Annotated in this window: 26 protein-coding genes and 2 other annotated features (1 of these 28 running past the window's edge); of the genes, 1 reads left to right on the top strand and 25 read right to left on the bottom strand. The window is 39.3% G+C overall.

What is annotated here, in order from left to right:
* Positions 1 to 207, bottom strand: a binding site (T-box leader) (it extends 89 nt beyond the left edge of the window).
* Between the two features lie 38 nt (positions 208 to 245).
* The 25 genes from EV203_RS09465 to EV203_RS09585 form a co-directional block, all read right to left on the bottom strand.
* Entirely contained in the window at positions 246 to 539 is a 294-nt protein-coding gene (locus EV203_RS09465; RefSeq protein ID WP_011025821.1) for a thiamine-binding protein, read from the bottom strand.
* Positions 540 to 557: 18 nt separating this feature from the next.
* Complete coding sequence (locus EV203_RS09470; RefSeq protein ID WP_207910880.1) at positions 558 to 1,751, bottom strand: trans-sulfuration enzyme family protein; 1,194 nt, start codon at positions 1,749 to 1,751, stop codon at positions 558 to 560.
* A 54-nt stretch (positions 1,752 to 1,805) separates the two neighbouring features.
* Positions 1,806 to 2,609, bottom strand: a complete 804-nt coding sequence (locus EV203_RS09475; RefSeq protein ID WP_243700652.1) for a QueT transporter family protein — start codon at positions 2,607 to 2,609, stop codon at positions 1,806 to 1,808.
* Between the two features lie 81 nt (positions 2,610 to 2,690).
* Positions 2,691 to 3,473, bottom strand: a complete 783-nt coding sequence (locus EV203_RS09480) for an S-methyl-5'-thioinosine phosphorylase (RefSeq protein ID WP_022587337.1) — start codon at positions 3,471 to 3,473, stop codon at positions 2,691 to 2,693.
* A 14-nt stretch (positions 3,474 to 3,487) separates the two neighbouring features.
* Positions 3,488 to 4,246 (bottom strand): energy-coupling factor transporter transmembrane component T family protein, encoded by a 759-nt coding sequence (locus tag EV203_RS09485; RefSeq protein WP_132040270.1) that lies wholly within the window; start codon positions 4,244 to 4,246, stop codon positions 3,488 to 3,490.
* A gap of 7 nt (positions 4,247 to 4,253) precedes the next feature.
* Positions 4,254 to 5,963 carry an ABC transporter ATP-binding protein gene (locus EV203_RS09490; RefSeq protein WP_132040272.1) on the bottom strand — a complete coding sequence of 570 codons (1,710 nt, stop codon included), beginning with the start codon at positions 5,961 to 5,963 and terminating at the stop codon, positions 4,254 to 4,256.
* 10 nt (positions 5,964 to 5,973) lie between these two features.
* Complete coding sequence (mtnA, locus tag EV203_RS09495; RefSeq protein ID WP_011025825.1) at positions 5,974 to 7,011, bottom strand: S-methyl-5-thioribose-1-phosphate isomerase; 1,038 nt, start codon at positions 7,009 to 7,011, stop codon at positions 5,974 to 5,976.
* Positions 7,012 to 7,022: 11 nt separating this feature from the next.
* On the bottom strand, positions 7,023 to 7,976 hold the full coding sequence (locus tag EV203_RS09500; RefSeq protein WP_132040274.1) for an MDR/zinc-dependent alcohol dehydrogenase-like family protein: 954 nt from the start codon (positions 7,974 to 7,976) through the stop codon (positions 7,023 to 7,025).
* Between the two features lie 23 nt (positions 7,977 to 7,999).
* Positions 8,000 to 8,647 (bottom strand): L-fuculose-phosphate aldolase, encoded by a 648-nt coding sequence (locus EV203_RS09505; protein ID WP_132040276.1) that lies wholly within the window; start codon positions 8,645 to 8,647, stop codon positions 8,000 to 8,002.
* A gap of 66 nt (positions 8,648 to 8,713) precedes the next feature.
* Complete coding sequence (locus EV203_RS09510) at positions 8,714 to 10,015, bottom strand: amidohydrolase (RefSeq protein ID WP_132040278.1); 1,302 nt, start codon at positions 10,013 to 10,015, stop codon at positions 8,714 to 8,716.
* Positions 10,016 to 10,065: 50 nt separating this feature from the next.
* Entirely contained in the window at positions 10,066 to 12,864 is a 2,799-nt protein-coding gene (gene ileS / locus EV203_RS09515; protein ID WP_132040279.1) for an isoleucine--tRNA ligase, read from the bottom strand.
* 49 nt (positions 12,865 to 12,913) lie between these two features.
* Positions 12,914 to 13,134: a binding site (T-box leader), on the bottom strand.
* A gap of 60 nt (positions 13,135 to 13,194) precedes the next feature.
* Positions 13,195 to 13,440, bottom strand: coding sequence for a TM1266 family iron-only hydrogenase system putative regulator (locus EV203_RS09520; RefSeq protein ID WP_031313946.1), 246 nt, complete (start codon positions 13,438 to 13,440; stop codon positions 13,195 to 13,197).
* Complete coding sequence (locus tag EV203_RS09525; protein WP_011025831.1) at positions 13,430 to 13,927, bottom strand: DivIVA domain-containing protein; 498 nt, start codon at positions 13,925 to 13,927, stop codon at positions 13,430 to 13,432. Before EV203_RS09525 ends, EV203_RS09520 begins: the two co-directional genes overlap by 11 nt.
* Before the next feature lie 26 nt (positions 13,928 to 13,953).
* Complete coding sequence (locus tag EV203_RS09530) at positions 13,954 to 14,700, bottom strand: YlmH family RNA-binding protein (RefSeq protein WP_132040281.1); 747 nt, start codon at positions 14,698 to 14,700, stop codon at positions 13,954 to 13,956.
* A gap of 3 nt (positions 14,701 to 14,703) precedes the next feature.
* The gene (locus EV203_RS09535; RefSeq protein WP_132040283.1) at positions 14,704 to 15,000 is read right to left on the bottom strand and encodes a YggT family protein; all 297 of its coding nucleotides are present in this window, start codon (positions 14,998 to 15,000) and stop codon (positions 14,704 to 14,706) included.
* A gap of 19 nt (positions 15,001 to 15,019) precedes the next feature.
* Positions 15,020 to 15,421 (bottom strand): cell division protein SepF, encoded by a 402-nt coding sequence (locus tag EV203_RS09540; protein WP_132040285.1) that lies wholly within the window; start codon positions 15,419 to 15,421, stop codon positions 15,020 to 15,022.
* Positions 15,422 to 15,437: 16 nt separating this feature from the next.
* On the bottom strand, positions 15,438 to 16,115 hold the full coding sequence (locus tag EV203_RS09545; protein WP_132040287.1) for a YggS family pyridoxal phosphate-dependent enzyme: 678 nt from the start codon (positions 16,113 to 16,115) through the stop codon (positions 15,438 to 15,440).
* 8 nt (positions 16,116 to 16,123) lie between these two features.
* Positions 16,124 to 17,266 carry an HlyD family efflux transporter periplasmic adaptor subunit gene (locus EV203_RS09550; protein ID WP_132040293.1) on the bottom strand — a complete coding sequence of 381 codons (1,143 nt, stop codon included), beginning with the start codon at positions 17,264 to 17,266 and terminating at the stop codon, positions 16,124 to 16,126.
* Between the two features lie 123 nt (positions 17,267 to 17,389).
* On the bottom strand, positions 17,390 to 18,778 hold the full coding sequence (locus EV203_RS09555) for a tryptophanase (protein WP_207910881.1): 1,389 nt from the start codon (positions 18,776 to 18,778) through the stop codon (positions 17,390 to 17,392).
* A 76-nt stretch (positions 18,779 to 18,854) separates the two neighbouring features.
* A complete protein-coding gene (locus EV203_RS09560) occupies positions 18,855 to 19,232 on the bottom strand; it encodes a RidA family protein (RefSeq protein ID WP_011025837.1) in 378 nt (125 codons plus the stop codon).
* A 393-nt stretch (positions 19,233 to 19,625) separates the two neighbouring features.
* On the bottom strand, positions 19,626 to 20,045 hold the full coding sequence (locus tag EV203_RS09565) for an acyl-CoA thioesterase (RefSeq protein WP_011025838.1): 420 nt from the start codon (positions 20,043 to 20,045) through the stop codon (positions 19,626 to 19,628).
* A gap of 243 nt (positions 20,046 to 20,288) precedes the next feature.
* Complete coding sequence (locus tag EV203_RS09570) at positions 20,289 to 20,498, bottom strand: indolepyruvate ferredoxin oxidoreductase subunit alpha (protein WP_011025839.1); 210 nt, start codon at positions 20,496 to 20,498, stop codon at positions 20,289 to 20,291.
* Between the two features lie 12 nt (positions 20,499 to 20,510).
* On the bottom strand, positions 20,511 to 21,518 hold the full coding sequence (locus EV203_RS09575; protein ID WP_009610353.1) for a 5-oxoprolinase subunit C family protein: 1,008 nt from the start codon (positions 21,516 to 21,518) through the stop codon (positions 20,511 to 20,513).
* Positions 21,519 to 21,522: 4 nt separating this feature from the next.
* Positions 21,523 to 22,272 (bottom strand): 5-oxoprolinase subunit PxpB, encoded by a 750-nt coding sequence (gene pxpB / locus EV203_RS09580; protein WP_132040289.1) that lies wholly within the window; start codon positions 22,270 to 22,272, stop codon positions 21,523 to 21,525.
* 18 nt (positions 22,273 to 22,290) lie between these two features.
* Complete coding sequence (locus EV203_RS09585) at positions 22,291 to 23,058, bottom strand: LamB/YcsF family protein (protein WP_207910882.1); 768 nt, start codon at positions 23,056 to 23,058, stop codon at positions 22,291 to 22,293.
* A 420-nt stretch (positions 23,059 to 23,478) separates the two neighbouring features.
* Here EV203_RS09585 and EV203_RS13430 point away from each other — a divergent pair, with 420 nt between their 5' ends.
* Entirely contained in the window at positions 23,479 to 23,616 is a 138-nt protein-coding gene (locus EV203_RS13430; RefSeq protein ID WP_165911604.1) for a hypothetical protein, read from the top strand.
* Positions 23,617 to 23,721 lie beyond the last annotated feature (105 nt).

Below are 23,721 nucleotides of genomic sequence, written 5' to 3' on the forward strand. Positions count from 1 at the left end.
CTTTTTAACACAGGACCACTCTTTCGGGTACGGAGATTGCTCTCGATACCCTGCCTTTTTAACGGTAGGCTCACCGGAGACTGCTACTTTGATTTCGCAGTTCCCCTCGCGGGCCCATTCAATACCGGCTACAGTACTCGGCTCCCACCCTCCCGAGCTCGCTTTGACTAAACGCCGGTATCTACTCTTCCCGGTCATAGGGTTTCATCAGAAATTATTTTGTTTTAATTTTATAACGTGTTAAATCATTTGTCAATATAGTTTTTTATTTTTTCTTCCATAGTTACTCCTGAAGACCTGTAATCAAGCTTTATAATGGAGATGACCCTATTCGCACCTTCCTCTTCGCATATCTTTTGAGCTTTTTTTACAATATCAAGAAGGATATCTAGCTCTCCTTCCATAGTAGTTTCCATGGGTCCCACCATAAAATTCACGCCAGTGCTTTTTATATATTTTATCACTTTATCCACAATTGGATACACTTTCTCTTCTGGGACTAAAGGCAATACCTGTAAGCTCAAATTGACAATTGGCATAAAATCACCTCTTGAGTGTTAAATTCTCTTCAAGGCATCTTCTAAATCCTCTATTATGTCGTTGTAATCTTCAAGCCCTACTGAAATCCTCACGGTATTTTCTTTAAATCCAAAATCTTCTAGTTTTTCCTTTGGATATCCTCTGTGGGTCATAATAGAAGGAACTTCCACCAATGTCTCTGCGTCCCCCAGACTCACCGCCAGCTGGCAAAGTTTCAACCCTTTTATGAATTCTTCTAATTCTTTCCTTCCACCCTCTATCTCAAAACTTATTATAGCTCCAAATCCTCTCATCTGCTTTTTTGCAATTCCATGTCCTTTAAAGGATTCAAGACCAGGGTACAAAACATTTTTCACTTTGGGATGCCTACTCAAAAATTTTGCGACCTCCATGGCATTCTTCTCATGCTGCCTCATCCTGAGCCCTAAAGTCTTTATACCCCTTAACATAAGCCAAGCGTTAAAAGGGCTCATAATCCCTCCAAACTCGCACATGTAGTCGAATTTTAAATAGTGAATATAGGCTTCATCTTTTGAAATAGCAACTCCTCCTAGCGCATCCCCATGCCCGCATATATACTTAGTAGCACTATGTACTACCACATCGGCTCCCAAAAGAAGAGGATTTTGAAAACAAGGTGTGGCAAAAGTGTTGTCTACCACTACTTTTATACCTCTTTGATAGGCTATCTTACTCACTTCTTCTATGTCTATTATTGACAAATCAGGATTGGAGGGAGTTTCAAAGTAAATCACCTTCACGGTATCATCTAAATTCTCTTTTAACTCTTCTAAACTTGTCATGTCTATGAGTTTATATTTAACCCCGTATTTGGGCAAAAGGTTAGTTATCACGTTGTAGCTTGAGCCGTACAGAGTTTTGTTTGCTAAAACTTTGTCATTAGGCCTTAAAAGAGAAAAGAGCACAGAACTTATTGCCGCCATTCCCGATGAAAATGCTACAGCTCCCTTCCCGTACTCCAGCTCTGCCATTCTGTTTTCAAACAGCCTCAGGGTGGGATTGTTGCCGCGTGTGTAAACATAGTCTTGAGACTCAAAAGACATTACCTTCTCAACATGGTCCAAATCTTCAAAGACAAAAGTAGTGGTTTGAAAAATAGGGGGATTCAATGCGTTTTCAGGATTTTTCTTAAGCTCTTCGCCGTGAATCGCCTTTGTATCAAATCTAAACTCTTTTTTCACACCCCTCACTCCTTTGTTAAAACTTACAGGGCGTACCTTTTTAGGTACACCCTGCTGGTATCATTATAGAAGACTCGCCAGTATAAAGATGATAGTTGAAAAACCTGCTATAAAGCCCACACTGGCAAGTCCTGCTTTTCCTCCCGCAAAACCTGCTGCAAAAAGTGATTGTCCTCCAGCCACTGCTGCCATCAATCCTCCAAAAAGGCCAACCAATATTGCTAGTGATGTTATGAGAGCAGCGATCCTTGCTTTTGCGTCAGGCTTTGATATTTCATCTTCTTCCATTATATCTGTCCAGAGTAAATTCCATTTTTTAACTCTGGGATAAAGTATCATGAGAAGAGGAATCCCCAGTACTATTGAGGGTATGGAGTTATTTACAGCTATTATAGAAGCTAAAGCTGCAAAGGGAACCATTTTAAGCAAATCCAGTCCCCAGCCTATGGTAAGGGCACAGGCAAAAGAACCTAAAAGAGCAACTACAGTATAAGCAAAGATTTTTCTTCCAGAATTTAGATTGGGTTCTAAGTCATCTGCCTTTAAAAGCCCCAAATTTCTCCATAGCCTGTAAGGTATGTAAGCCTGCATGAAATTACCTATAAAACCAAAAATACTGCCAATACCCAAAGTACCAAAAAAGTCTCCTATAAGATTGCCGATGGCTGAGCCCCAAGCTCCTGCTGGACCAAAGAGAAGGCCCAAGACAGGAGGTAAAGTGTTGGCAGGTCTTATTTCCGTTATTCCTGGAATTAACACAAGGCCTTTAAAAGGTATTAGCACAGCTGCATAAATTCCTGCGCTCAAAGCTACCAGTACCACCATCTTGGTGTGCCTCCACATACTTAAAACTTCCTTCACACCCATTTCCCCCTTTTTCAAAATTTTAATTTTAGAGAATTATAAAAAGAATACTCTTTGGCTTAATCCCCCCTCTTCCCTGTAATTTTATAATTCAATTACTGAATTGGCACAGTTGCAGTGCTCCTGGTCTAAGGTTTCTTCAGTAAATACCCTTATAAAGGTTCTTATCACCTTTTCCTTGTTTATCTCTATTGCACTTGTAATCTCTCTAAGACTCACTGGACCTGAACTTGCCGCTATAAGGCCTGTAGCCCAGTTTGTGATTATACCGACGGCTGCATAGCACATTCCCAATTCTTTAGCTAAGACTACCTCAGGAACATTTGTCATACCTACTACATCAGCTCCCAGCATCTTATAAGCCTTTATCTCAGAAGCTGTCTCAAATCTGGGCCCTTCCGTACATACATATACAGCTTCTCCTTTTACAGTAAGCCCCTCCTTTTTTGCCGCTTCTATAAATTTTCCTCTCAAATTTACACAATAAGGATCACTCATGTCTACATGCCTTACTATCTCATCTTCTCCCTCAAAAAAAGTCAAGGGCCTGGATTTTGTGAAATCTATAAAATCTTTTAGAATAACTACGCTTCCAGGAGGGTAATTTTCGTTTAAAGAACCGACAGCAGCCGTAGCATATATGTACTTCACTCCAAGCTGCTTTAAAGCCATTATATTTGCTCTATAGTTCACCAAATGCGGGGGAACACCATGCTCTTTCCCATGGCGTGCTAAAAAAACTATATCTTCTCCTTCTACTGTAACCACGTCCACCTCTACTGTTCCGTATTTCGTTTCAACCTTTTTTTGAACTACTTTCTCTGCTACGTCATACACTCCCGTACCACCTATGATAGCTTTCTCCATAAAAATTTCGCCTCCTACAGCCTGTATTTAAATTTAAAATACACTGCGACAATCAAAATCAATAGAGCTACTGCCAAAAAGGCATAATCCCTAACTTCAAATTTTATTTCTAGATAGCTTGTCCTTTTATCACTGTATCCAAATCCTTTCGACTCTAAAGCCATAGCCAATATATTTGCCTGCCTGATTACAGAGATAAGAACAGGTATTAAAAGAGGAATGTATTTTTTTATTCTTTGTAAAATGTTTCCTGTATCCAGGTCCAATCCTCTTGATTTTTGTGCTTGCGTTATTATGTAACTGGTAGAAACTATCATAGGAACTAATCTCACAGCAGTAGAAAACGCAAAAGCAGGTCTATAAGGTATGCCAAGTTTTACTAAACCTAAAGATATTTCTTCAATTTTTGTGGAGCTTAAAAATATCATGCCTGCTATTATCATTACATCAAATTTTATTCCTATAGCGATTCCATATATAATTCCTTCTTTCGTAACAGGCCCCCAAAGCCTTGTAGTCCCCGGATAAGTTAAAGCCCAAAGTATAACTGACATTATGGCAATCATTATCAAAATTACTCGTATCCTTTTTAAATTGCTGAGAACTTTCCCTAAAGCTCCATATAATATGACCAGAAAAGAAAGGATAAGGAGCAAAGATAAAGAGCTAAACATTAAAGCTATTGCAAAGCTTATTAACATGATAAATATTTTTGTCCTAGGGTCTAATTTATGTAAAATACTATCTTTATCCATGTAAAGAAACATCTCCATAAAGCTTTCACCTCTTTGTACAGCTGACCATTTCTTCTACAGAAAGGAATGTCTTACCAAGCCTGTTGCTCAAACTCACTATTGAAGGGGGCTTCAGAGAAAGCTCTAAAAGCCTTTCTTCCTCCTTGAACACATCCCTTACTTTTCCGTACATTTCAATTTTTCCATCCCTCATAACTGCTACTTTGTGAGCATACTCTGCGACAATCCACATGGTGTGGGTTATCATTATTATAGTATGTCCGCTTTCGTTAAGCCTTTTTACAAGTTCCATCATCCTCTTTTGCTCTTTGTAGTCCAAACCAGTAGTAGGTTCATCTAATATGATAACTTTAGGTCTTGCTGCTAAAATGGAGGCAACAGCAATCCTCTGCCTCTCTCCTTTAGACAGAGCAAAAGGATCTTCTTTTTCAAACCCCTCCATGTCCACTGCCTTTAAAGCTTCTGCTACTCTCTCTTTAACTTCCTCTTCAGTACAGCCTCTCATGCGGGGTCCAAAAGCAATTTCATCGTACACAGTATCTGCAAAAATCTGATGGTCCGGATTTTGAAAAGCGTATCCCACATAATTTCCTATTTCATACACATTTGAATTTTTAGTATCTTTTCCATATACAATAACACTGCCTCTTGTGGGTTTTAAAAGACAATTAAAATGCTTTGCTAGAGTAGTTTTTCCACTCCCATTGTGTCCTAAAAGAGCTATGAATTCCCCTTCTCTAATCTCCAGATTGATTCCATCCAAAGCTTTCGTACCATTGGAATAGACATATTCTACATCTTTAGCTTGTATGATTACATCTCCATAGCTTTTTTCTCTCTCATCTTCTCTTCTTAGAATTTCTTGATATTTACCTTCATCAATTTGAAGCCCCAACTCTTTAAACTTCTGCACCCCTTCCTCATAAGTTAGAGGAAGGTCTGCTTTTTCAAGATTAGAAACCTGTGAAAAATACTTAGGAATCTGCAACGGCATTAACCCTATTTTTTCCATCAAATCTACTTCTTTTAAAACTTCTCTTGGTTTGCCATCTTTTATTATCTTACCTTTTTCCATCAAAATTATCCTGTCCGCATTTAAAGCTTCTTCTGTCTCGTGCTCTATTATTATGAGGGTTAACTCTTTTTCTTCATGAAGCTGTTTTGCTATATTAAAAACTCCAATTTTACCTATAGGGTCTAAATCAGTAGTGGGCTCATCCATACAAAGTATGCTGGGCATACAAGCTAGAACTGACCCTATCGCGAGCCTTTGCTTTTGCCCACCTGATAAGGTAGAAGGAGGTCTGTCCTCTAGCCCTTCTAGGTTTACAATTTTTAAAACTCTCCTTATTATTTCCTCAATTTCTTCTCTAGGAACTCCAAAATTTTCGGGTCCAAAAGCTATTTCGAGTTTTGTATTAGTAGAAAAAAGCTGTGCCTCAAAATCCTGAAAAACAAGCCCAATCTCTTTCGCCATTTTGCTGACAGGCGTCTCTTTCACCTTTATACCTCTTACCACAACTTCTCCACTGTAGTGTCCCTTCGTAAAATGCGGAATAAGGCCATTTAAACATTGAGCCAGAGTAGACTTCCCTGCACCGCTGGGACCCATTATCACAATAAACTCACCCTTCTCTACTTCTAAGTTAATCCCCTCTATAGCATTTCTGTCCTTTTGCTCTTTGTAGCGAAATGTCAAATCTTTCACAATTATTTCCTTATCGCTTAACGTCATGTCCTAACCCTCACCTCAATTTCAATATGTTCTCTCTAAAAGGCGGCCTTATTATGCCCTTTTCTGTGATTATACCAGTGATATTTTCATGGGGCGTAACATCAAAAGCGGGGTTGTACACATCTATGCCTTCAGGTGCAATTCTCACACCATTTATATGTGTTACCTCTTCAGGACTTCTTTCTTCTATGACTATTTCGGCTCCAGTCTCTATGTTAAAATCGATGGTGCTGGTAGGTGCCACCACATAAAAAGGAACATTGTACACTTTTGCCACAACAGAGAGCATGAAGGTACCGATTTTATTAGCAGTATCTCCGTTTAGGGCTATTCTGTCTGCCCCCACGAGTATGATGTCAATCTTTCCATCTCTTATGAGAGTAGCAGCTACACTGTCAGCAATTAATTTAGCCGGTATTCCCTCTTGGACAAGTTCCCAAGCTGTCAATTTCGCCCCCTGAAGCCTGGGCCTTGTCTCATCAGCGTATACAAAAATATTCTTTCCGCTGTAATGGGCTTCTCTTATGACCCCTAAAGCTGTGCCATAGCCAACTGTGGCCAAAGCTCCTGTGTTGCAGTGAGTCAGTATGACTGCGTTTGGCTTTATCACTTCATTTCCAATCTTAGCCATCTTTTTATTTGTCTCTAAATCCTCAAAGTAAATCTTATTGGCTTCTTCTTTTAACGCCTCGTATATATCTGAAACACTCAAATCCTTTACCTTTTCTAAAACACCCCTCATCCTGCCAATAGCCCAGGTGAGGTTCACAGCTGTAGGCCTGGACTTTGAAAGCACATTTAGAGCATTTTCCATGTTTTTTAAAAAATTTTCCTTCTCTTCTTTCATAAACTGCTGAGCTGCGAGTACCACGCCATAAGCTGCAGCTGCTCCTATCGCCGGAGCACCCCTTACTACCATGTCTTTTATAGCAAAGTCTACATCCTGATAAGTTCTGCATTCAAAAAATTCATAACTTAAGGGAAGTTTCCTCTGGTCTATCAGATAAAGCACGCCATCTCTAAATTCCATTGTCTTAATCTCCTTCATTCCAACTCCTCCTAACCTCTTAAGTCAAAAACTGCCTTAAAAGTATTTTTTGGAGAAAAAGCCTCTTCATACTGCTCTAACTTATAAAAACCGCTTATGAGGTAATCAGTAGTGACAAACCTCTTTTCAAGAAGCCTCAAGGCAGACGCCATAGGACCGCACCTTGTACCTATCAATTTTATCTCATTCACCACCCAATCAGTGGGATTCAAAGTAGCATAAGCATTGTATGTGCTCTTCAAAATAACTGTGCCAGTAGGTTTAACCAGCTGCTGAGCAAGTTTCAATCCGTCCTCATTGCCAGTACATTCTATAGCGACGTCAAACACGCTTTTAGTCTCAAGCCTTTCAACTTCTTCCAAAAGAAGAGTATTAGCTTTATTTTTGAGGTGCTCAAGTTTTTCCTCATGTTTACCGACCACATAAAGGTCACATCCTGTAAGAGCTACCACCTGCGTTATAAACTGAGAAAGTTTGCCATCACCTATGACTACAACTTTATCAGTAGGTTTTATATGATACATCTCAAGAATTTCTAAGGCAGCCGCCAAAGGCTCAGTAAAAACAGCTTCTTCATCTTTAATGCTATCAGGCACAATGAAAAGATTGCGATTAGGAAGCGTAATATACTCCGCAAAAGCTCCATCCTTTTCGAATATACCCAAGACCTTTCTATTTCTGCAGTGATGGAAAAGCCCTTCCTTGCACAGGTCGCACTCACCACAAGCTATGTTGATATCCGCAACCACTCTTTTACCAATCAATTGCGGATTAGAAGAATCTTCAACAATTCCTACGAATTCGTGCCCAAGTACTCCTTTAAAATTTTTATACCCTTTCATTATCTCTATATCAGTGTTACACACAGAAGCCAGTAAAACCTTTATCAACGATTCTCCTTCTTTTATTTCAGGCTTTGGAAGGTCTTTTAGCTTAAGCTTTCCGTCAAAATAAAGGGCTTTCACTTTTTCACTTCCTTTTAAATTTTTTATTTTCTTACCTGCCCATAAGTTTTAAACTTCTCCATCATAAGCTCCATCTCTTCAGAAGATAAAAGCACAGGTTCGCCTATAGATTTTGCTCTATAGTAAAGTTCTGCTACATACTCGATCTGTATACTTATATTGAAGGCATTCGGAAGGTCTTCAGCACCAACTAGAAGCCCGTGATTAGCTAGCAAAACAGCTTTTCTGCCTTTCATTGCCTCAAAAGCGTTCTCGGCAAGTTCTTTAGTGCCAAAAGTGGCATATTTTGCGCATTTTACATCGGGCCCCGCTAAAGCTATGAGGTAGTGGATAGGGGGAAGGTCCCAGTTAAGGCAGGCCAGGGTCGTGGTATAAACAGGATGGGTATGTATGATTGCTTTTATGTCATCTCTTCTTACATAAAAAATCCTGTGCATCTCGTATTCAGTAGAAGGAACCTTTGTCCCTTCTACAACTTTTCCCTCTAAATCCATCACCAATATGTCTTCAGCTTTTAATTCATAATAGTCCATTCCCGAAGGAGTTATAGCCATAAGTCCACTTTTATAGTCATAAACACTTAAATTTCCCCCTGTACCTCTGGTGAGATTTGTATCTATGAGCTTTTTGCCGTACTCTACTATTTGTTCTCTCTCATATTTTAAAAGCACGTTTTTCACCCCGTTTTTGTATGAATATTCCCACTAAATCCATCATATCACAAGAGAAAGGGGCTGTCAACTGATTTCTCCTCTTATCAAATTTTGAGCCCTTTTCTCCACTTCGTAGTAAACCCTCTCTACGTCCACAGTTTTTATCTCCCTTTTTTCCATTATCACTTTGCCATTTACTATAACTGTATCTACATCTGAACCCTGAACAGAATAGGCTAAAGCAGAGATTAAGTCGTTCTTGGGATGTAAATGAGGTTTATTAAGGTCTATGAGAATTACATCTGCCTTTTTCCCAACCTCAATAGTGCCTATCTCTCTTTCCCATAAAAGCGCTCTTGCTCCACTCACTGTGGCCATCTTTAAAGCTTCAAAAGCAGGTACAGACAGAGCATCCTCATTTAAGGCTTTGTTGATGGTGGCCGCGAAATGAATCTCTTCAAACATGTTTAAATTGTTGTTGCTGGCAGGACCGTCAGTTCCAAGAGCAACATTTATCCCTTTTTTTAACATTTTCTCTACAGGAGCAAATCCACTTGCCAGCTTTAAATTGCTGGTGGGATTGTACACAGGAGAGACTTTCATCTCTTTTAATACCTCAATATCTTCATCTGTAAGGTGTACACAGTGAGCAGCTACAGTAGGCACTTCAAAAATTCCCAAATCCTTTAAATGCTGTACAGGGGTTTTACCGTACTTTTCAAGGCTTTCTTCTACTTCCCTCTTTGTCTCTGACACATGAATGTGAATCCCCATACCTAATCTCTTGGCAAGGTCCAAAATTTCTTTCAAATAAGTTGGTCCACAGGTGTAAGGTGCGTGAGGTCCTACCATCACTTTGATTCTGCCCTCAGCCTTGCCATTCCAAGCGTTATACAAATTTTCCGTATCCTTTAGCTTCTCTTCATTAACTTTGGCATCCTGTTCTTCTATAATTCCCCTGGAAATCACGCCTCTTATGCCTATTTCTTCTGTAGCTTTTGCTACTTCCTCCATAAAAAAGTACATATCACAGTAAGTAGTAGTACCTGAGTAAATCATCTCTATCATGCTAAGAAGGGAGCCCCAGTAAACATCCTCTGCAGTAAGCCTTGCTTCAAGCGGCCATATGTACTTTGTAAGCCAGTCAAAAAGAGGTACATCATTTGCATAATTTCTAAACAAAGACATCCCTAGATGTGTATGAGCGTTTATAAGTCCCGGCATTGCAAGCTTATCTTTTCCCTCAATGACTACGTCTACTTTAACATCAGGGAGCAACTCTCCTATGTGCTTTATAGTATCTCCCTCGACATACACATTCACGCCCTCTAATACCTTATCTTCCTCCATGGAAAGAAGGTTTACATTTTTAATTAACAAATTCACTTCTTTCCCCTCCTATCAAAAATATAAGTATAGAAAGGGGAATCCCCTTTCTATACCTTTAACTGCTCCTCAATGTGAGAAGCACATCTTGCACAGATAGTAGGATGTTCTTTTATAGTTCCAACTGTCTCGCTGTACATCCAGCAGCGCTCGCATTTTTCACCTGGCGCGCGGGTAACCGTTATTTTAAGGTCATAATCCTCGCTTACATAAGCATTCTCTGGCGCAACCTCCTGTGGGTCATGCAATACCACCTTTGAAACTATAAATACGTACTGCAAATCCTCAAAGCCTTTAAAGAACTCGTATAGCTCTGAAGAAGGATAAATATCCACCTGGGCATCCAGAGAGTGCCCTATTTTCTTTTCGCTTCTCGCTATCTCTAAAGCTTTTGAAATGTCTTTTCTTATGTCAAAGAGCTTTTCCCATTTTTCTATGATATAAGGGTTGTCATACTCCTCTTTTACCTGCGGCCAGTCTGCCAACTGCACGCTTTCAAAGTTGTTATTTCTGTCATGCTTCATGTGCCACCATATTTCCTCTGAGGTAAAAGCGAGAACCGGCGCCATAAGCTTTACCAGAGTGTCCAGGATGATATACAGAGTCGTCTGCGCAGCTTTTCTCTCCTTTGATTTAGCTGGGTAAGTGTACAGCCTGTCTTTCAAAATATCCAAATATAAGCTACTCATGTCTACAACACAGAAGTTGTGGACAGGGTGGAAAAAGTCGTAAAATTCGTATTTATCAAAAGACTCCGTGAGCTGCTTGACCAGCCTGTTAAGCCTGTATAAAGACCATTTGTCTATCTCTAAAAGCTCTTCGTAAGGCAGCATGTCTTTATCAGGGTCAAAGTCGTAAAGATTTCCAAGCAAAAATCTAGCAGTGTTGCGGATTTTTCTGTACACCTCTGCTATCTGCTTTAGTATCTCAGGAGAAGTCCTCATGTCTGCAGTGTAATCGGCAGATACCACCCAAAGCCTCAAGACGTCAGCCCCGTATTCTTGAATCACTTCTGCGGGGTCCACTACGTTTCCCAATGACTTAGACATCTTTCGGCCTTCTCCGTCCACCACAAAGCCGTGAGTTAGCACATTCTTGTAAGGAGCTTTGCCACGCGTTGCCACAGCTGTCAAAAGGGAAGACTGGAACCATCCTCTGTGCTGGTCAGAACCCTCCAAATAGAGCTCTGCAGGCCATTTCAAGTCAGGGTGAGTCTCTAAAACGGCCGCATGGCTGGAACCGGAATCAAACCATACGTCCATTATGTCTGTCTCTTTCCTAAACTTGGTAGATCCGCATTCACATTTTATCCCTTCAGGCAGTATTTCCTCTGCTGACATTTCAAACCAAGCATCAGAACCTTTTTGCCTAAAAAGTTCCTTTACTGCATTTATAGTCTCATCGTTTATCAAGGGTTTGCCGCAATTTTCACAGTAGAAAATTGGTATTGGAACCCCCCATACCCTCTGCCTAGATATGCACCAGTCTTTTCTATCCCTTACCATGTTTGTGATGCGCTCTTCTCCCCACGCAGGGTACCAGTTAACTTCCTTTATAGCCTTTAATGCTTCTTCTCTAAAGCCTTCTACGGAAGCAAACCACTGCTCTGTTGCTCTAAAGAGTATAGGACTTTTACACCTCCAGCAGTGAGGATATGAGTGGGTGATCTTTTTCTCTGCCAAAAGCGCATTTGCCTTTCTCAGGTCTTCCTTTATAACCTTATTTGCCTCAGCGTAATAAAGCCCCTCATATCCGGGCGCCTTATCTGTGAAATACCCCTTTTCATCTATGGGGTTTAAAGCTTCAAGCCCATATTCTTGACCTACGAGGAAATCCTCTTCACCATGGCCCGGAGCTGTGTGAACGCATCCAGTACCCGCATCCAGAGTCACATGTTCCCCAAGCACAACTATGGAATCTCTGTTATAAATTGGATGTACTGCTTTCATTCCTTCCAGTTCTTTGCCTTTAAAAGTAGCCAGTATCTCGTAATCTCCCAAGCCCGTCTCTTTTCTCACCTCTTCTATCATGTCCTTTGCTATGATATACACTTCATCTCCAAATTTTGTAAGAGAATAGTCAAACTCGGGATTCAAAGCAATAGCCAAGTTAGCAGGAATGGTCCATGTAGTAGTAGTCCAAATCACAAAGTATACTTTACTCAAATCTCCAACAATCCCTTTGAATTTACCAAGGTCATCCCTTACCCTAAATTTTACGTATATAGAGTCCGAAGTCTCATCAAAATACTCAATTTCTGCCTCTGCTAAAGCTGTCTCACAGCTCGGGCACCAGTAAACAGGCTTTAACCCTTTGTATATATAGCCCCTTTTTGCCATTTCTCCAAACACTTCTATCTGCTTAGCCTCATATTCCGGGTCAAGAGTAAGGTAGGGCTTTTCCCAATCCCCTCTTACCCCCAATCTCTTAAACTGCTGCCTCTGCCTTTCAATCTGAGAAAAAGCAAAGTCTTTACACACTTTTCTGAACTCTACAGGATTCATCTCATGCCTTTTTACTCCCAAAATTTTTATCACCTGTTGCTCAATTGGAAGTCCGTGAGTATCCCACCCTGGCACATAAGGAGAATCATACCCTCTCATGGTTTTATATTTCACTACTATGTCCTTTAAAACTTTGTTCATGGCAGTCCCTATGTGTATATCCCCATTGGCATAAGGCGGACCATCGTGCAAAATGTACTTCTCTTTTCCTTTGTTTTTCTCTAAAACTCTGCGATATATGTCCATTTCTTCCCATTTTTTCAATATCTCTGGCTCTCTTACTGGAAGGTTTGCCTTCATTGGAAAATCCGTTTTTGGCAGGTTTAAAGTCTTGTTGTAATCCACTCTCGCTACCTCCTCTTTAAGATTTTTCCTACTAAAAAGAAAACTTCTCGTCAGGGACGAGAAGTTCGCGGTACCACCCTAATTATTAAGACAAAGCAAAGCTTTGCCTTAATCCCTCATTTTAGATAACGGAAAATCCGGCCCAGCCTACTTACAAGTTCAGCCTGCAGCTCCGAGGGGATTTTCAGTAGAAACGAACTTATTGGCTCGCACCAACCGCCAACTCTCTGAAAGCCGCTTCTACCTACTCGTCCTCTTCATAGCTTTTCCCGATATTATTTTTACTCAAATTATATAACACATCCTCCATTAAGTCAATACAATTAAAATCTAGGCAGTGAGGGCTGATTTAACCTTAACCCCTGGAAGCCTCCCTAATTTCCCCGTCATGGCCCCTATTTCATCAGTTGTACCGTCCACAATAAGTGCGATGACAGATACACCTCTATCCCTATAGGGTATCCCCATCCTCCCTACAATGATATGGCCATACTCACTCAGTATGTGATTTACTTTATCTGCCACCTTTTCTCTGTCGTAAACGAGTATCCCTACAACTCCCAGCCTACTGGGCATTTTCTGTGACATCCTCCACCTCTTCCCCATCAGGCAGTAATTCTTTCTCGTCTATAGAAAGTATTGCCTCCAACTGAGCTTCTAAAAGCGCTTTAAACTTCGCTTTAAAGATGTTAAGTTGCTTTCTATACCTTTCAAGCTCCATTCTTATCTTTACGACTTCTTGATTGGCTTGCTCCAGTATCTTTTCAGCAGTCTGATGAGCATTTTGTATGATAAGTTGTGCTTCTTTTTCCGCATTTCTCTTTAATTCTTCTGCCGTATTCTGAGCCACTATCAAAGTATTGTTCAAAGTTGTTTCCATATTTATATAACTTTGAAGCTTTTCATTCATTATATTTATTCTCTCTTTAAGCTCAGCATTTTCTCTGTAGAGCATTTCATAATCTTCCATTACTTTGTCCAGAAACTCATCCACCTCTTCTTCGTTATAGCCGCGAAAAGACCTCCTAAACTCCTTATTATGTATATCCATTGGGGTCAGCATTAATATCCCTCCTTTCTCTTTAGTTGTCACAGATACCTCAAAATATGTATAGAAATTCTACCTTTTTTAGTATTCCCCTTTATTTCTTGCAATTTTATCCTGCCAAACCCCCTTAAAGAAATCACATCCCCTTCCCCAACGTGAAATGAAGGGTCTTCTACAGCTTCCCAATTTACCTGCAAAAGCCCGCTTTTTATGAGCTCTGAAGCTTTGGTGCGCGAAATGCCAAAGCCAGAGGCGGCAACGCTATCTACCCTGAGCGATGCCACAGTAGAAAAAATGTCCTTGTATTTAATCTCCGGCTGCATCACATCTGAAAGCTCAATTTCATGGACTTCCACACTTTCTCTCCCTATTTTAGTTAAATTAAAGAGCAAAAAATCCCTCATCTCTTCCTTTAAAATCACATCACACTTGCTTTCATTAACAATTATATCTCCAATCTTTCCTCTTTTCACCCCAAGCCCCAGAATGGAGCCCAATACATCTCTGTGAGAAAAATTACTTCTCCCTTCTATCCTCAAAGCTTTAAGAGGCAACTCTTCTTTTTGAAATTCCAAAAAATCAGGGTATACAGCACCAATTTTCCTTTCGGCAGAAGGATATCCTCCTTCTAAAAAATATTTAAGCCCTTCATTTTTGTATTTTAAAGCAAGTTTCTCAAACTGTTTCTGCTCAGACAGCGTCAAAAAGTCGGTATACTGCAACCTTTTTGATTTCAAACAACCCTTAAAAGCATCCTCCATGCGAGCTATCGCATAATCCTTTTCCATCTTTCACCTCATCAGCCACAATACTAGCTGAAAAACCAAAGGTCTCACCACGTACTGAATGACCAAAATAGCAAAGACAGGAGAAAAATCTATCATCAAATTCCTTCCAAAAGATGACATGAATTGAAGCCTTCTAAAAGGCTCTAAAAGCGGTTCTGTAGTCACAATTACAAACCGCGAGATCGGGTTTGACATGTTCTCCATCCTCAGAAGAGAAAGGATGACTCTTATGAGGATAAGCCATGTTATCACTTCAAAAAAGTAGTTTAAGGCTGTTAAAATCACGTAGTTTGTAGGCAAAATTCATCCTCCTCACTATCTAGTTTAAATTGTAGAGCGCATTAACTTCTTCTTTTATATCGCCTGTTACATCAAAATTCTCTGGAGCCACTAAAAATATATAGCCCGATATTTTAGTAATTTCTCCGTTAAGGGCATAAACAGCTCCACTCAAAAAGTCTACCACCCTTTGAGCCTCACTTTTATCCATTTTCTGCAAATCCACAATCACAGGCTTCTTGCTTTTAAGTTCATTGCATATAGAAAGCACCTGTTCAAATTTCTCTGGCTTAGATATCAATACCTTTATTTGAGGATTGGTGTGGATGTTGACCACTTTAGGTCTTCTGTCGAAAGATACCACAGGCTGAGGAGTTTGAATTTCCTCCTCTTCTTCAATTCCCAAAAAACTCATTATCTTATCTATTACCTTCGAAGACATTTTAACCCCTCCGCTTTTATCGTCTTTCTCCAAAAATGGCGGTGCCAATCCTGACTATGTTAGCTCCCTCTTCCACTGCCACCCAGTAGTCATTCGACATCCCCATTGAGAGATACTGAGCTTCTACATTCCTCTGATTAATTCTTTTTAAATCCTCAAAAAGTTCTCTCATCCTTTTAAAATATGGCCTCACTTCTTCTGGAGGAAGATAAGGAGCAATCGTCATAAGTCCTTTTATCCTTATATTATCATATTTTTCCAATTTTTTCACTAAGTTATGCATCTCTTCCGGCGAAACGCCAAACTTAGTATCTTCACCTCCTATGTTTACCTCAATGAGACAATCCATTATAATCCCCTTTTGTTTCGCCCTTTTATCAATTTCTTCCGCCAGTTTTTCTCTGTCCAGCGAATGAATCAGCTTTACCTTGTCTACAATGTACTTCACCTTATTTGTCTGAAGATGACCTATAAAGTGAAAATCTACCTGCCCTTTAAGATGCGGATATTTCTCCATAAGCTCCTGCACTCTATTTTCGCCAATAGCAGTAATTCCGCAGGAAATGGCCTCTTTAATAGCATCTACCCCAAAAGTTTTTGTAGCTGCCACAATCAGTATCTCTTGAGGGTCTCTTCCAACTTTTAGCGCATGTTCCGCAATGGTTTCTTTTATTCTTTTTACATTTTCACAGATGCTCGTTTTTAATCCCCCCTATTCCTCTCTTTTTTGAGCAAAACTCTATCGTAAATCTTCAACCCCTTTACAATAGCATAGCTTCCATCAGAAATTTCAATCTCTATCTCTTTAAACACAGGTTTAGAAGTCCTATCTTTAAGCACCCACACGCCTTCTTTCCCATTTTCAACAACAATCGCTGAAACAGGTATTTTCAACCCCCAACACTCTTTCAATTTTATCTCTACATCTACCTTCGACTTTTTGTAAAAATCAGGATATTCATCTATCATCTTTATTATACCTACATATAATTTATCGTCACCCTTGTAGACTTTTATAACTCTTCCCCGCATTTCATTGGGATAATCAGAAAATAAAATTTTTATTCCGCTCTCTTCCTTAAGAAGACTTGCCTGTTTATCCTCTAAAATCACAGCTAAATACCAGTCAAAATTATCTACTATTTTAACAACAGGTTGTCCTTCTTTGACTTCCCCACTCACCTCTTTATTTTCGAAAACCAAATTAGAAAGCTTTGGTATTTTTAAATCAAACATGTTCTTTGTGTTTAAAATGTCCTCCACTCCTTCAAAAGTGTAGCTTATAATTCCAGCCTCAGGAGAATTTATGGTAACAGTGTTGTCAGATATGTACTTCTCAAGGTATTCCTTTTGCTCCTTCAAACTTTCAATGTTTTGAAGCACTAGAGGCCCTTTTTTCAAAATCTCTTCTTTCTTAGCCTTTAAACTATCTATTCTCCTTAAAATTTTCTTTGCAAGCTCCGCATCTTTTTTCAAAGCCTCCTTGTAATTATCCTGCTCTTTTTTTATCATCTCATCAATCTTTTGAAGGTCTTTGTAAAAGGGGATATTTGTATCCTGCTTTTTTAATTCACTCTCCACTGCTTCCAGCTGTCTTAACTTTTCCTCATCAAAGGAAGAAGAATATATTTTCAAAATAGCGCGCCCTTTTGAAACTCTTTCCCCTTCCTTCACCAGTTTTTCCACTCTGCCATCAAAAGGAGCTTTGATTATCATCTCATCTTTAATTATGTAAGCTTTTGTATTAAAACCCAAAATGACATTTCCGTACGTAACAGTTGCAGTGTCTTTCTTTTCAGTGTAAACGCTGACCACAGATTTTCCTGCATATGCTAAAATAACCATAAAAGCTAATATTTTTATTATATTTCTCCTCACAATTTCTCACCTATCAATAAATATTCTATAAATTTCTCTACTTTCCTTCTTTCATTTTATCACAAAAAAAGAAGATGGCAAACGCCATCCTCATTCTACAGGCTCTAATCTAGCAGTGAAATGTCTCAAAATTGGAGGTTCATATACAAACCTATAACCCTTTATTTGGTCTCTTCTAGCATATACCCTCTTCACTGCTTCTGCTACCACGTCCATGTGACTGTTCGTGTAAACTCTCCTAGGAATGGTAAGTCGGACAAAATCAAGTTTTGGAAGCCTGTTTTGACCTGTCTCTGGGTCCCTTCCTGCTAGAAGAGCACCTACTTCTACAGCCCTAATTCCTGCTTCTATATAAAGTTCTACGCAAATTGCGTGGGAAGGAAATTGATCCTGAGGCACGTGAGGCAAAAACTTTTTGCCATCTATAAATACAGCATGACCGCCAGTCGGGTACTGAATCGGTATGCCTGCCTCTCTCAACTTGTCCCCCAAATATTTTACCTGATTTATTCTCCAAGCAAGGTAATTTTCATCAAGAACTTCTTCTAAGCCTCTCGCCATAGCCTCCATGTCTCTCCCAGCGAGCCCGCCATACGTTACAAAACCCTCCATGGGTATTAACATCGTCTTGACCTTTGTAAAGAGCTCTTCATCGTCTTTTATGGCAATGAGGCCGCCAATGTTTACCAGCGCATCTTTTTTGGCAGACATTGTGAAGCCATCGCCGTAGGAGAACATTTCTCTTACTATTTCTTTAATGGATTTGTTTTCATAGCCTTTTTCTCTCTGTTTTATGAAATAGGCATTCTCTGCAAATCTTGCTGCATCAAAGAAAAGCCTGATACCGTACTTATCAGCAATTCTCCTCACTTCTTTTATGTTTTCCATTGAAACAGGCTGTCCACCCGCACTGTTGCAGGTCACCGTTGCTAAAATAAAAGCTATGTTTTCAGCACCTTTTTCTTTTATGAAATTTTCCAAAGCTTCAACATCAAAATTTCCTTTAAAAGGATGGTAGTTTTCTGTGTCCTCAGCTTCCTTTATCACCATGTCTATACCAATTCCGCCTGCTAGCTCAATATGGGCCTTTGTGGTATCAAAATGCATGTTACCAAGTACATACTGTCCCTTCTTTATGAGAAGAGGAAACAACACCTTTTCGGCTCCGCGCCCTTGATGGGTTGGCACAACGTACTTATAGCCAAAAATATCTTGAACAACTTCGCACAAATGCTGATAGTTTCTGCTTCCTGCGTAAGATTCATCCCCCAGCATCATACCTGCCCATTGATAATCGCTCATCGCAGCAGTGCCGCTATCAGTCAAAAGGTCAATGTACACGTCGTCAGATTTTAATAAAAACAAGTTATACCCGGCTTCTTTGATAAGCCTTATTCTCTCTTCCCTCGTGGTAATTTTCAACGGCTCCACCATTTTGATCTTATAAGGCTCAGCCATTCTCGTCAAATCATCGTACACAGAAATCCCTCCTAAAATTTTTATCCCCAGCCTGTAATCGTTTAATAGCAGTTTAAAAAGACAGAAAAACAGTTTCTTACTTATGAGCAACTACCTCTATCTCTATTAAAGCACCTTTTGGCAGACTTTTTACTTCGACCAGTGAACGGGCCGGAGGATTGTCTTTAAAATACCTTCCGTAAATTTCATTAATCTTTGCAAAGTCAGCCATATTTGTGACAAATACAGTGGTCTTTATAACGTTGTTAAAATCCATACCTGCAGCTCTTAAGATGGCCCGTATATTTTCCAAAACTCTTTCTGTCTGCTTTTCAATGTCAGCCTCTACCATTTCTCCTGTGGCAGGGTCAATAGCTATTTGTCCTGCGGTGTATAAAAATCCATCTACTAAAACTGCCTGTGAATAGGGTCCTATAGCCTTTGGAGCAGCATCAGTGTTTATAATTGTCTTCATCTATCCCCATCCCTTCTATTTATTTTCCCACATAAAACGTTGTCCATGAATATTATATCACTTAAACTTGCGCTTTTTCAATAATTTTTTAAGGATTATAAAATTTTTGTACATACAATTAAGAAAGAGTAAATAAGCGAAAACAGAAGAAAAATAGAGATTTTCTGTAGTTTTTCAATAATTTTGCTGGAAAATCGCAAACAAATTCATTTATTTGACTTTGACTTTCCCTGACCTTTGTTGTAATTATTAAAGTGGAAGGTAGGCAAAGGGTGCAGGAGGTGGTAAGTATGGTAAAAAGGAGAGATTTTCTCTCGTAAACCATCTTTCCACCTCTACACACCTTAAGCCTCTAATAGCCAAAGGAGGGGTGAGAAGTCCGCCCCTCCTTTTTTATCTTAGCTGAGCAGCTATTTCTCTTAATCTCATTTCTTCCTCATTTTCCGGCTCAGGCAGTACAACGTTGTGAGGTACTGGTTTCCCTTCTTCATCTACATGAATGAATGTAGCAAAACCTTCAAGTATAGGTTCTTCTTCATCGTTTTTGTATACTTTTGCGTAAGTTTTTATGCTGGACCTTCCTGTCAGAACCACCTTCGCCTTTATCTTTATTATATCCCCTTTTGTAGCACTCTTTCTAAATTCCAACCCGTGTATCTTTAGACACACTATATTTTCAGGCTTTTTTATGAGGTCGCAAGCAGCTATAAAACAGGCTTCCACAAACCACTCCGCAATTCTTCCAGCAAAAAGCGTACCATGGTGGTTTAAGTCCTCAGATTTTACAAGATGAGCAACGCTTATCTCCTTCATTTTTTCTTCCTCCTGCCCAGTTTTTATAAAATAAAATTTCGGGACCCCTTTCATAATAACCAGATCCCGAAATTTTGTCAATTGATATTACCATCTTCAAATTGAAGAAATAAATCTTAAGTGCATCTGTTCATACCTTCCTGTCATATTCCACTTCCAAATTTTTAACCATAATTTTTACCTTATTTTTTATAATATCTTCTCATGCTTTTTAAAAATCTTCCCTACTAACACTCTACCAAATTATCCCTCTTCCTCCTCAACATAAATGGCATAATCAGGGCAGTACATTTCACATATTCCGCATTTTATGCATTTTTCATCGTCAATTAAATGGACTTTGCCATTCTTTATCTCTAAAACTTTTCTGGGGCAAAATTCCACACAGATCCCACAGCCTTTGCACCATTCTTGGATTATGTTAAACTTTTTCACGCTATTTTCCTTTGTCATTCATTTCACTCCTCAAAAAGGTTCTACACTCACATCAAAAGTTTCCTCATCCACCCTTACTGTGAAGTACTTTATCTCTTTTGCGGAAGTTTTTATCTTCTCTATTAATTTTTCTATCTCTTCCAAAGCCCTGTGAGCCTCCTCCAAAGTTATTACCCTGAATCTAATTCTATCCCCTGGTTTTAACTGAGCTATTTTTGATAGATCTGGAGAAATAACCGTAGCGATTTTAGTATATCCACCCGTAGTCTGGGCATCTTTCAAAATTACAATCGGTTGGCCATTCGCAGGTACTTGGACTGCTCCGGGTAAAAGCCCGTCTGAGATAATATCGTACCTCTCTTTCGCCTTAAGAAAAGGTCCTTCTAATCTGTACCCCATTCTGTCTGAATCTTTGCTGATGACATAAGACGAGCTTAAAAACACTTTTATAGTTTCTTCTTCAAAATAATCATCCTGAGGTCCTAATATCACTCTTACCTCCTCTTCAGAAGAGTAAGAGGGAATGTACTCTTCACGCACTTTCCTTGTCTGCAGTAACACCTGAGGAGAAGGATTCTTTTCTAGTATGTCGCCTTTTTCTAAGCGCCTGCCCTTGATACCTCCTAATTTACCCCGGGTATACGTAGAAACACTTCCCATCACGTAGTCCCCTTTGAATCCGCCTTTAACAGCAAGGTATGACCTTAAGCCTGACTTAATAGGAGAAAAAGATAAAATATCCCCTTTTCGCACAGGAAAAGAAGACCACATAGGTCTTGGTATACCGTTTACCATAGGTTGCATCTCTGCTCCTGTCACAGCTACAAAAGTATCAGTTAATGCTTCTAAAGTAGGTCCCACAAGAGTAATTTCCAAACACGCATCATTTTCTTCATTTTCTAAAAGTCTGTTAGCTATCCTAAAAGCAAATTCGTCCATTGCTCCAGAAGTAGGAACTCCCTGGCTCTCATAGCCAAACCTACCTAAATCTTGAATAGTAGTAAATAATCCCGGCTCTAATACTTTAAAACATTCCATTTTATCACCCACTCAGATTATGATTTAGATATTCGTAAATGCGCAGTTGATATTTACCCTCTTGTATTTCTTTTTCTATCTTGTAATATTCCTCTTCAGAGACGGGAATGAACTTTATATAGTTTCCTGCCTCAAATAAAATTGGCTTTTCTCTCTCCTGATCGTACAATCTCACAGGAGTTTTCCCTATTATTCGCCATCCTCCCGGACTCGAAAGAGGATAAATCCCAGTCTGATTCCCAGCAATCCCCACGGACCCTGCCTTTATTTCTGTGCGAGGAGTCTCAAGGCGCGGTGTAGCAATTTTTTCGGACATTCCACCTAAATATGCAAATCCCATAGTAAAACCTACCATATAAATTCTGTAAAGTGGAGCGCTGTGAATTGCTATTACTTCTTCAATAGATAAATTATTGTGTTTAGCTACAAATTCAAGGTCAGGCCCAAATTCTCCCCCGTATACCACTGGTATTTCGTACACCTGCGGTTTAAATTCCTCTTTTATTTCTACTTCTTTATCCATTTTTTCTGAAACATATTTTATCAGCTCATTGTAGGAAATCTGTAAAGGATTGTACTTTACAAGGAGAGACCTATATGTGGGAATCATAGAAATTATTCCTTGTCTACTCTCTTTCTTTAATATTCGATAAAGATTTACAACTTTTTCATTGCATTCGACGGTTATTTCATTTCCAAACTCAACTACAATTCCTTTGTCGCCAAAAGGCAATATTCGGGGTTTTTCGTACATCTATATCAACTCCTCACTTTATACAAATTCGCCCATTGGAAGTATGTCTACTCCGTTTTCTTCTAAAGTTTCCCTTATCTTTTTTGCAAACTCCACAGCCTGCGGATTATCACCGTGTACACATATAGTGTCAACCTTTACTTTTACCAAAGTCCCATCTATTGCCTCACAACCCCCTTCCTTTACCATCCTCAAGACTCTCTTGCAAGCCAATTCTTCATCGTGGATTATGGCATTGGGATGTTTTCTAGAAACTAGAGTGCCATCTGGATTTATATTTCTATCTGCAAAGACCTCATATGCAAATCTCAATCCAACCTTCTCTGCTGCTCTTTCCATCGCTGTATTTGCCATTCCAACACATATTAAATTTCTGTCTACAGAAGCTATAGCTTCTGCAATTGCCATGGCAATTTTTTCATCCACTGCTGCCATGTTATAAAGAGCTCCATGAGCCTTTACATGCTGTAATTTTGTACCTCTGATTGCAGCAAAAGCCTGTAATGCTCCTATTTGATATATAACGTAATTTTTTATTTCTTCTGAAGAAGCGTCCAAATTTCTCCTTCCAAACCCTAGCAAATCAGGAAAACCAGGATGTGCCCCTATTGAAACCACATTTTTTAAGCAACGGTCAACAGTCAAAGCCATTACCATTGGATCTCCTGCATGAAAGCCACATGCAATATTGGCAGAAGAAATATATTTGACTACCTCTTCATCCATTCCTATTTTATAAGCTCCAAAACTCTCTCCAATATCGCTATTTATATCCACTCTGTACATAATCATTACCCCCTCATCTTTATTCTACATTGTACCCTTTGCAATTTTTGTGCCATCTCTTCTGCTCTTTTACTGTTTTAATTCTACTAAATTGATAGGCTAATTTTCCATTTCAGTGTGCACTACACATTTCTTAATGTGCTTTTTCGCACATTTGCTTGATAGTGTGAAATTTCAGTACGTGACAAAGCAGAAAAAATGAGGTATTAATGTAGAAAAAAAGACCTCACCGGGAAAAAACCAAAAATCAAAACAAAAGGAAGGTAAGGTCCGATATATTATTAGATATTCGACACATAGTGTAGTGGGTATAATCCTGCTTTTGGTTCAAGATTTTAATGAAAATAGTAAAGGAAAACGAAGCAGAATATAGACTAAATCCCTATCACTTGCAGAAGAACTTGCTAGAGGTCCTGTGGTATGACGAAGAGACATATACTGGAAGGTCCATCTGCGAGCAAGCCATGGATAAAATACATTTTAAAGGAAATAACACGAGCACAAAGGTTTGGCAGTAGATATTTGAGGAAGGAGTATAGTTCTATTATTTTACATTAAGAAAAGCAAAGAAAGAAAAGATATTTGTGTTTTTGTTAAAGTAATAATTTAACATAAATGGAATATATATAAATTACTAATCAAGCTTATAGGTTATTAGCGGTG

Source organism: Caldanaerobacter subterraneus, assembly GCF_004345675.1.
Classification (GTDB): Bacteria; Bacillota; Thermoanaerobacteria; order Thermoanaerobacterales; family Thermoanaerobacteraceae; genus Thermoanaerobacter; species Thermoanaerobacter subterraneus.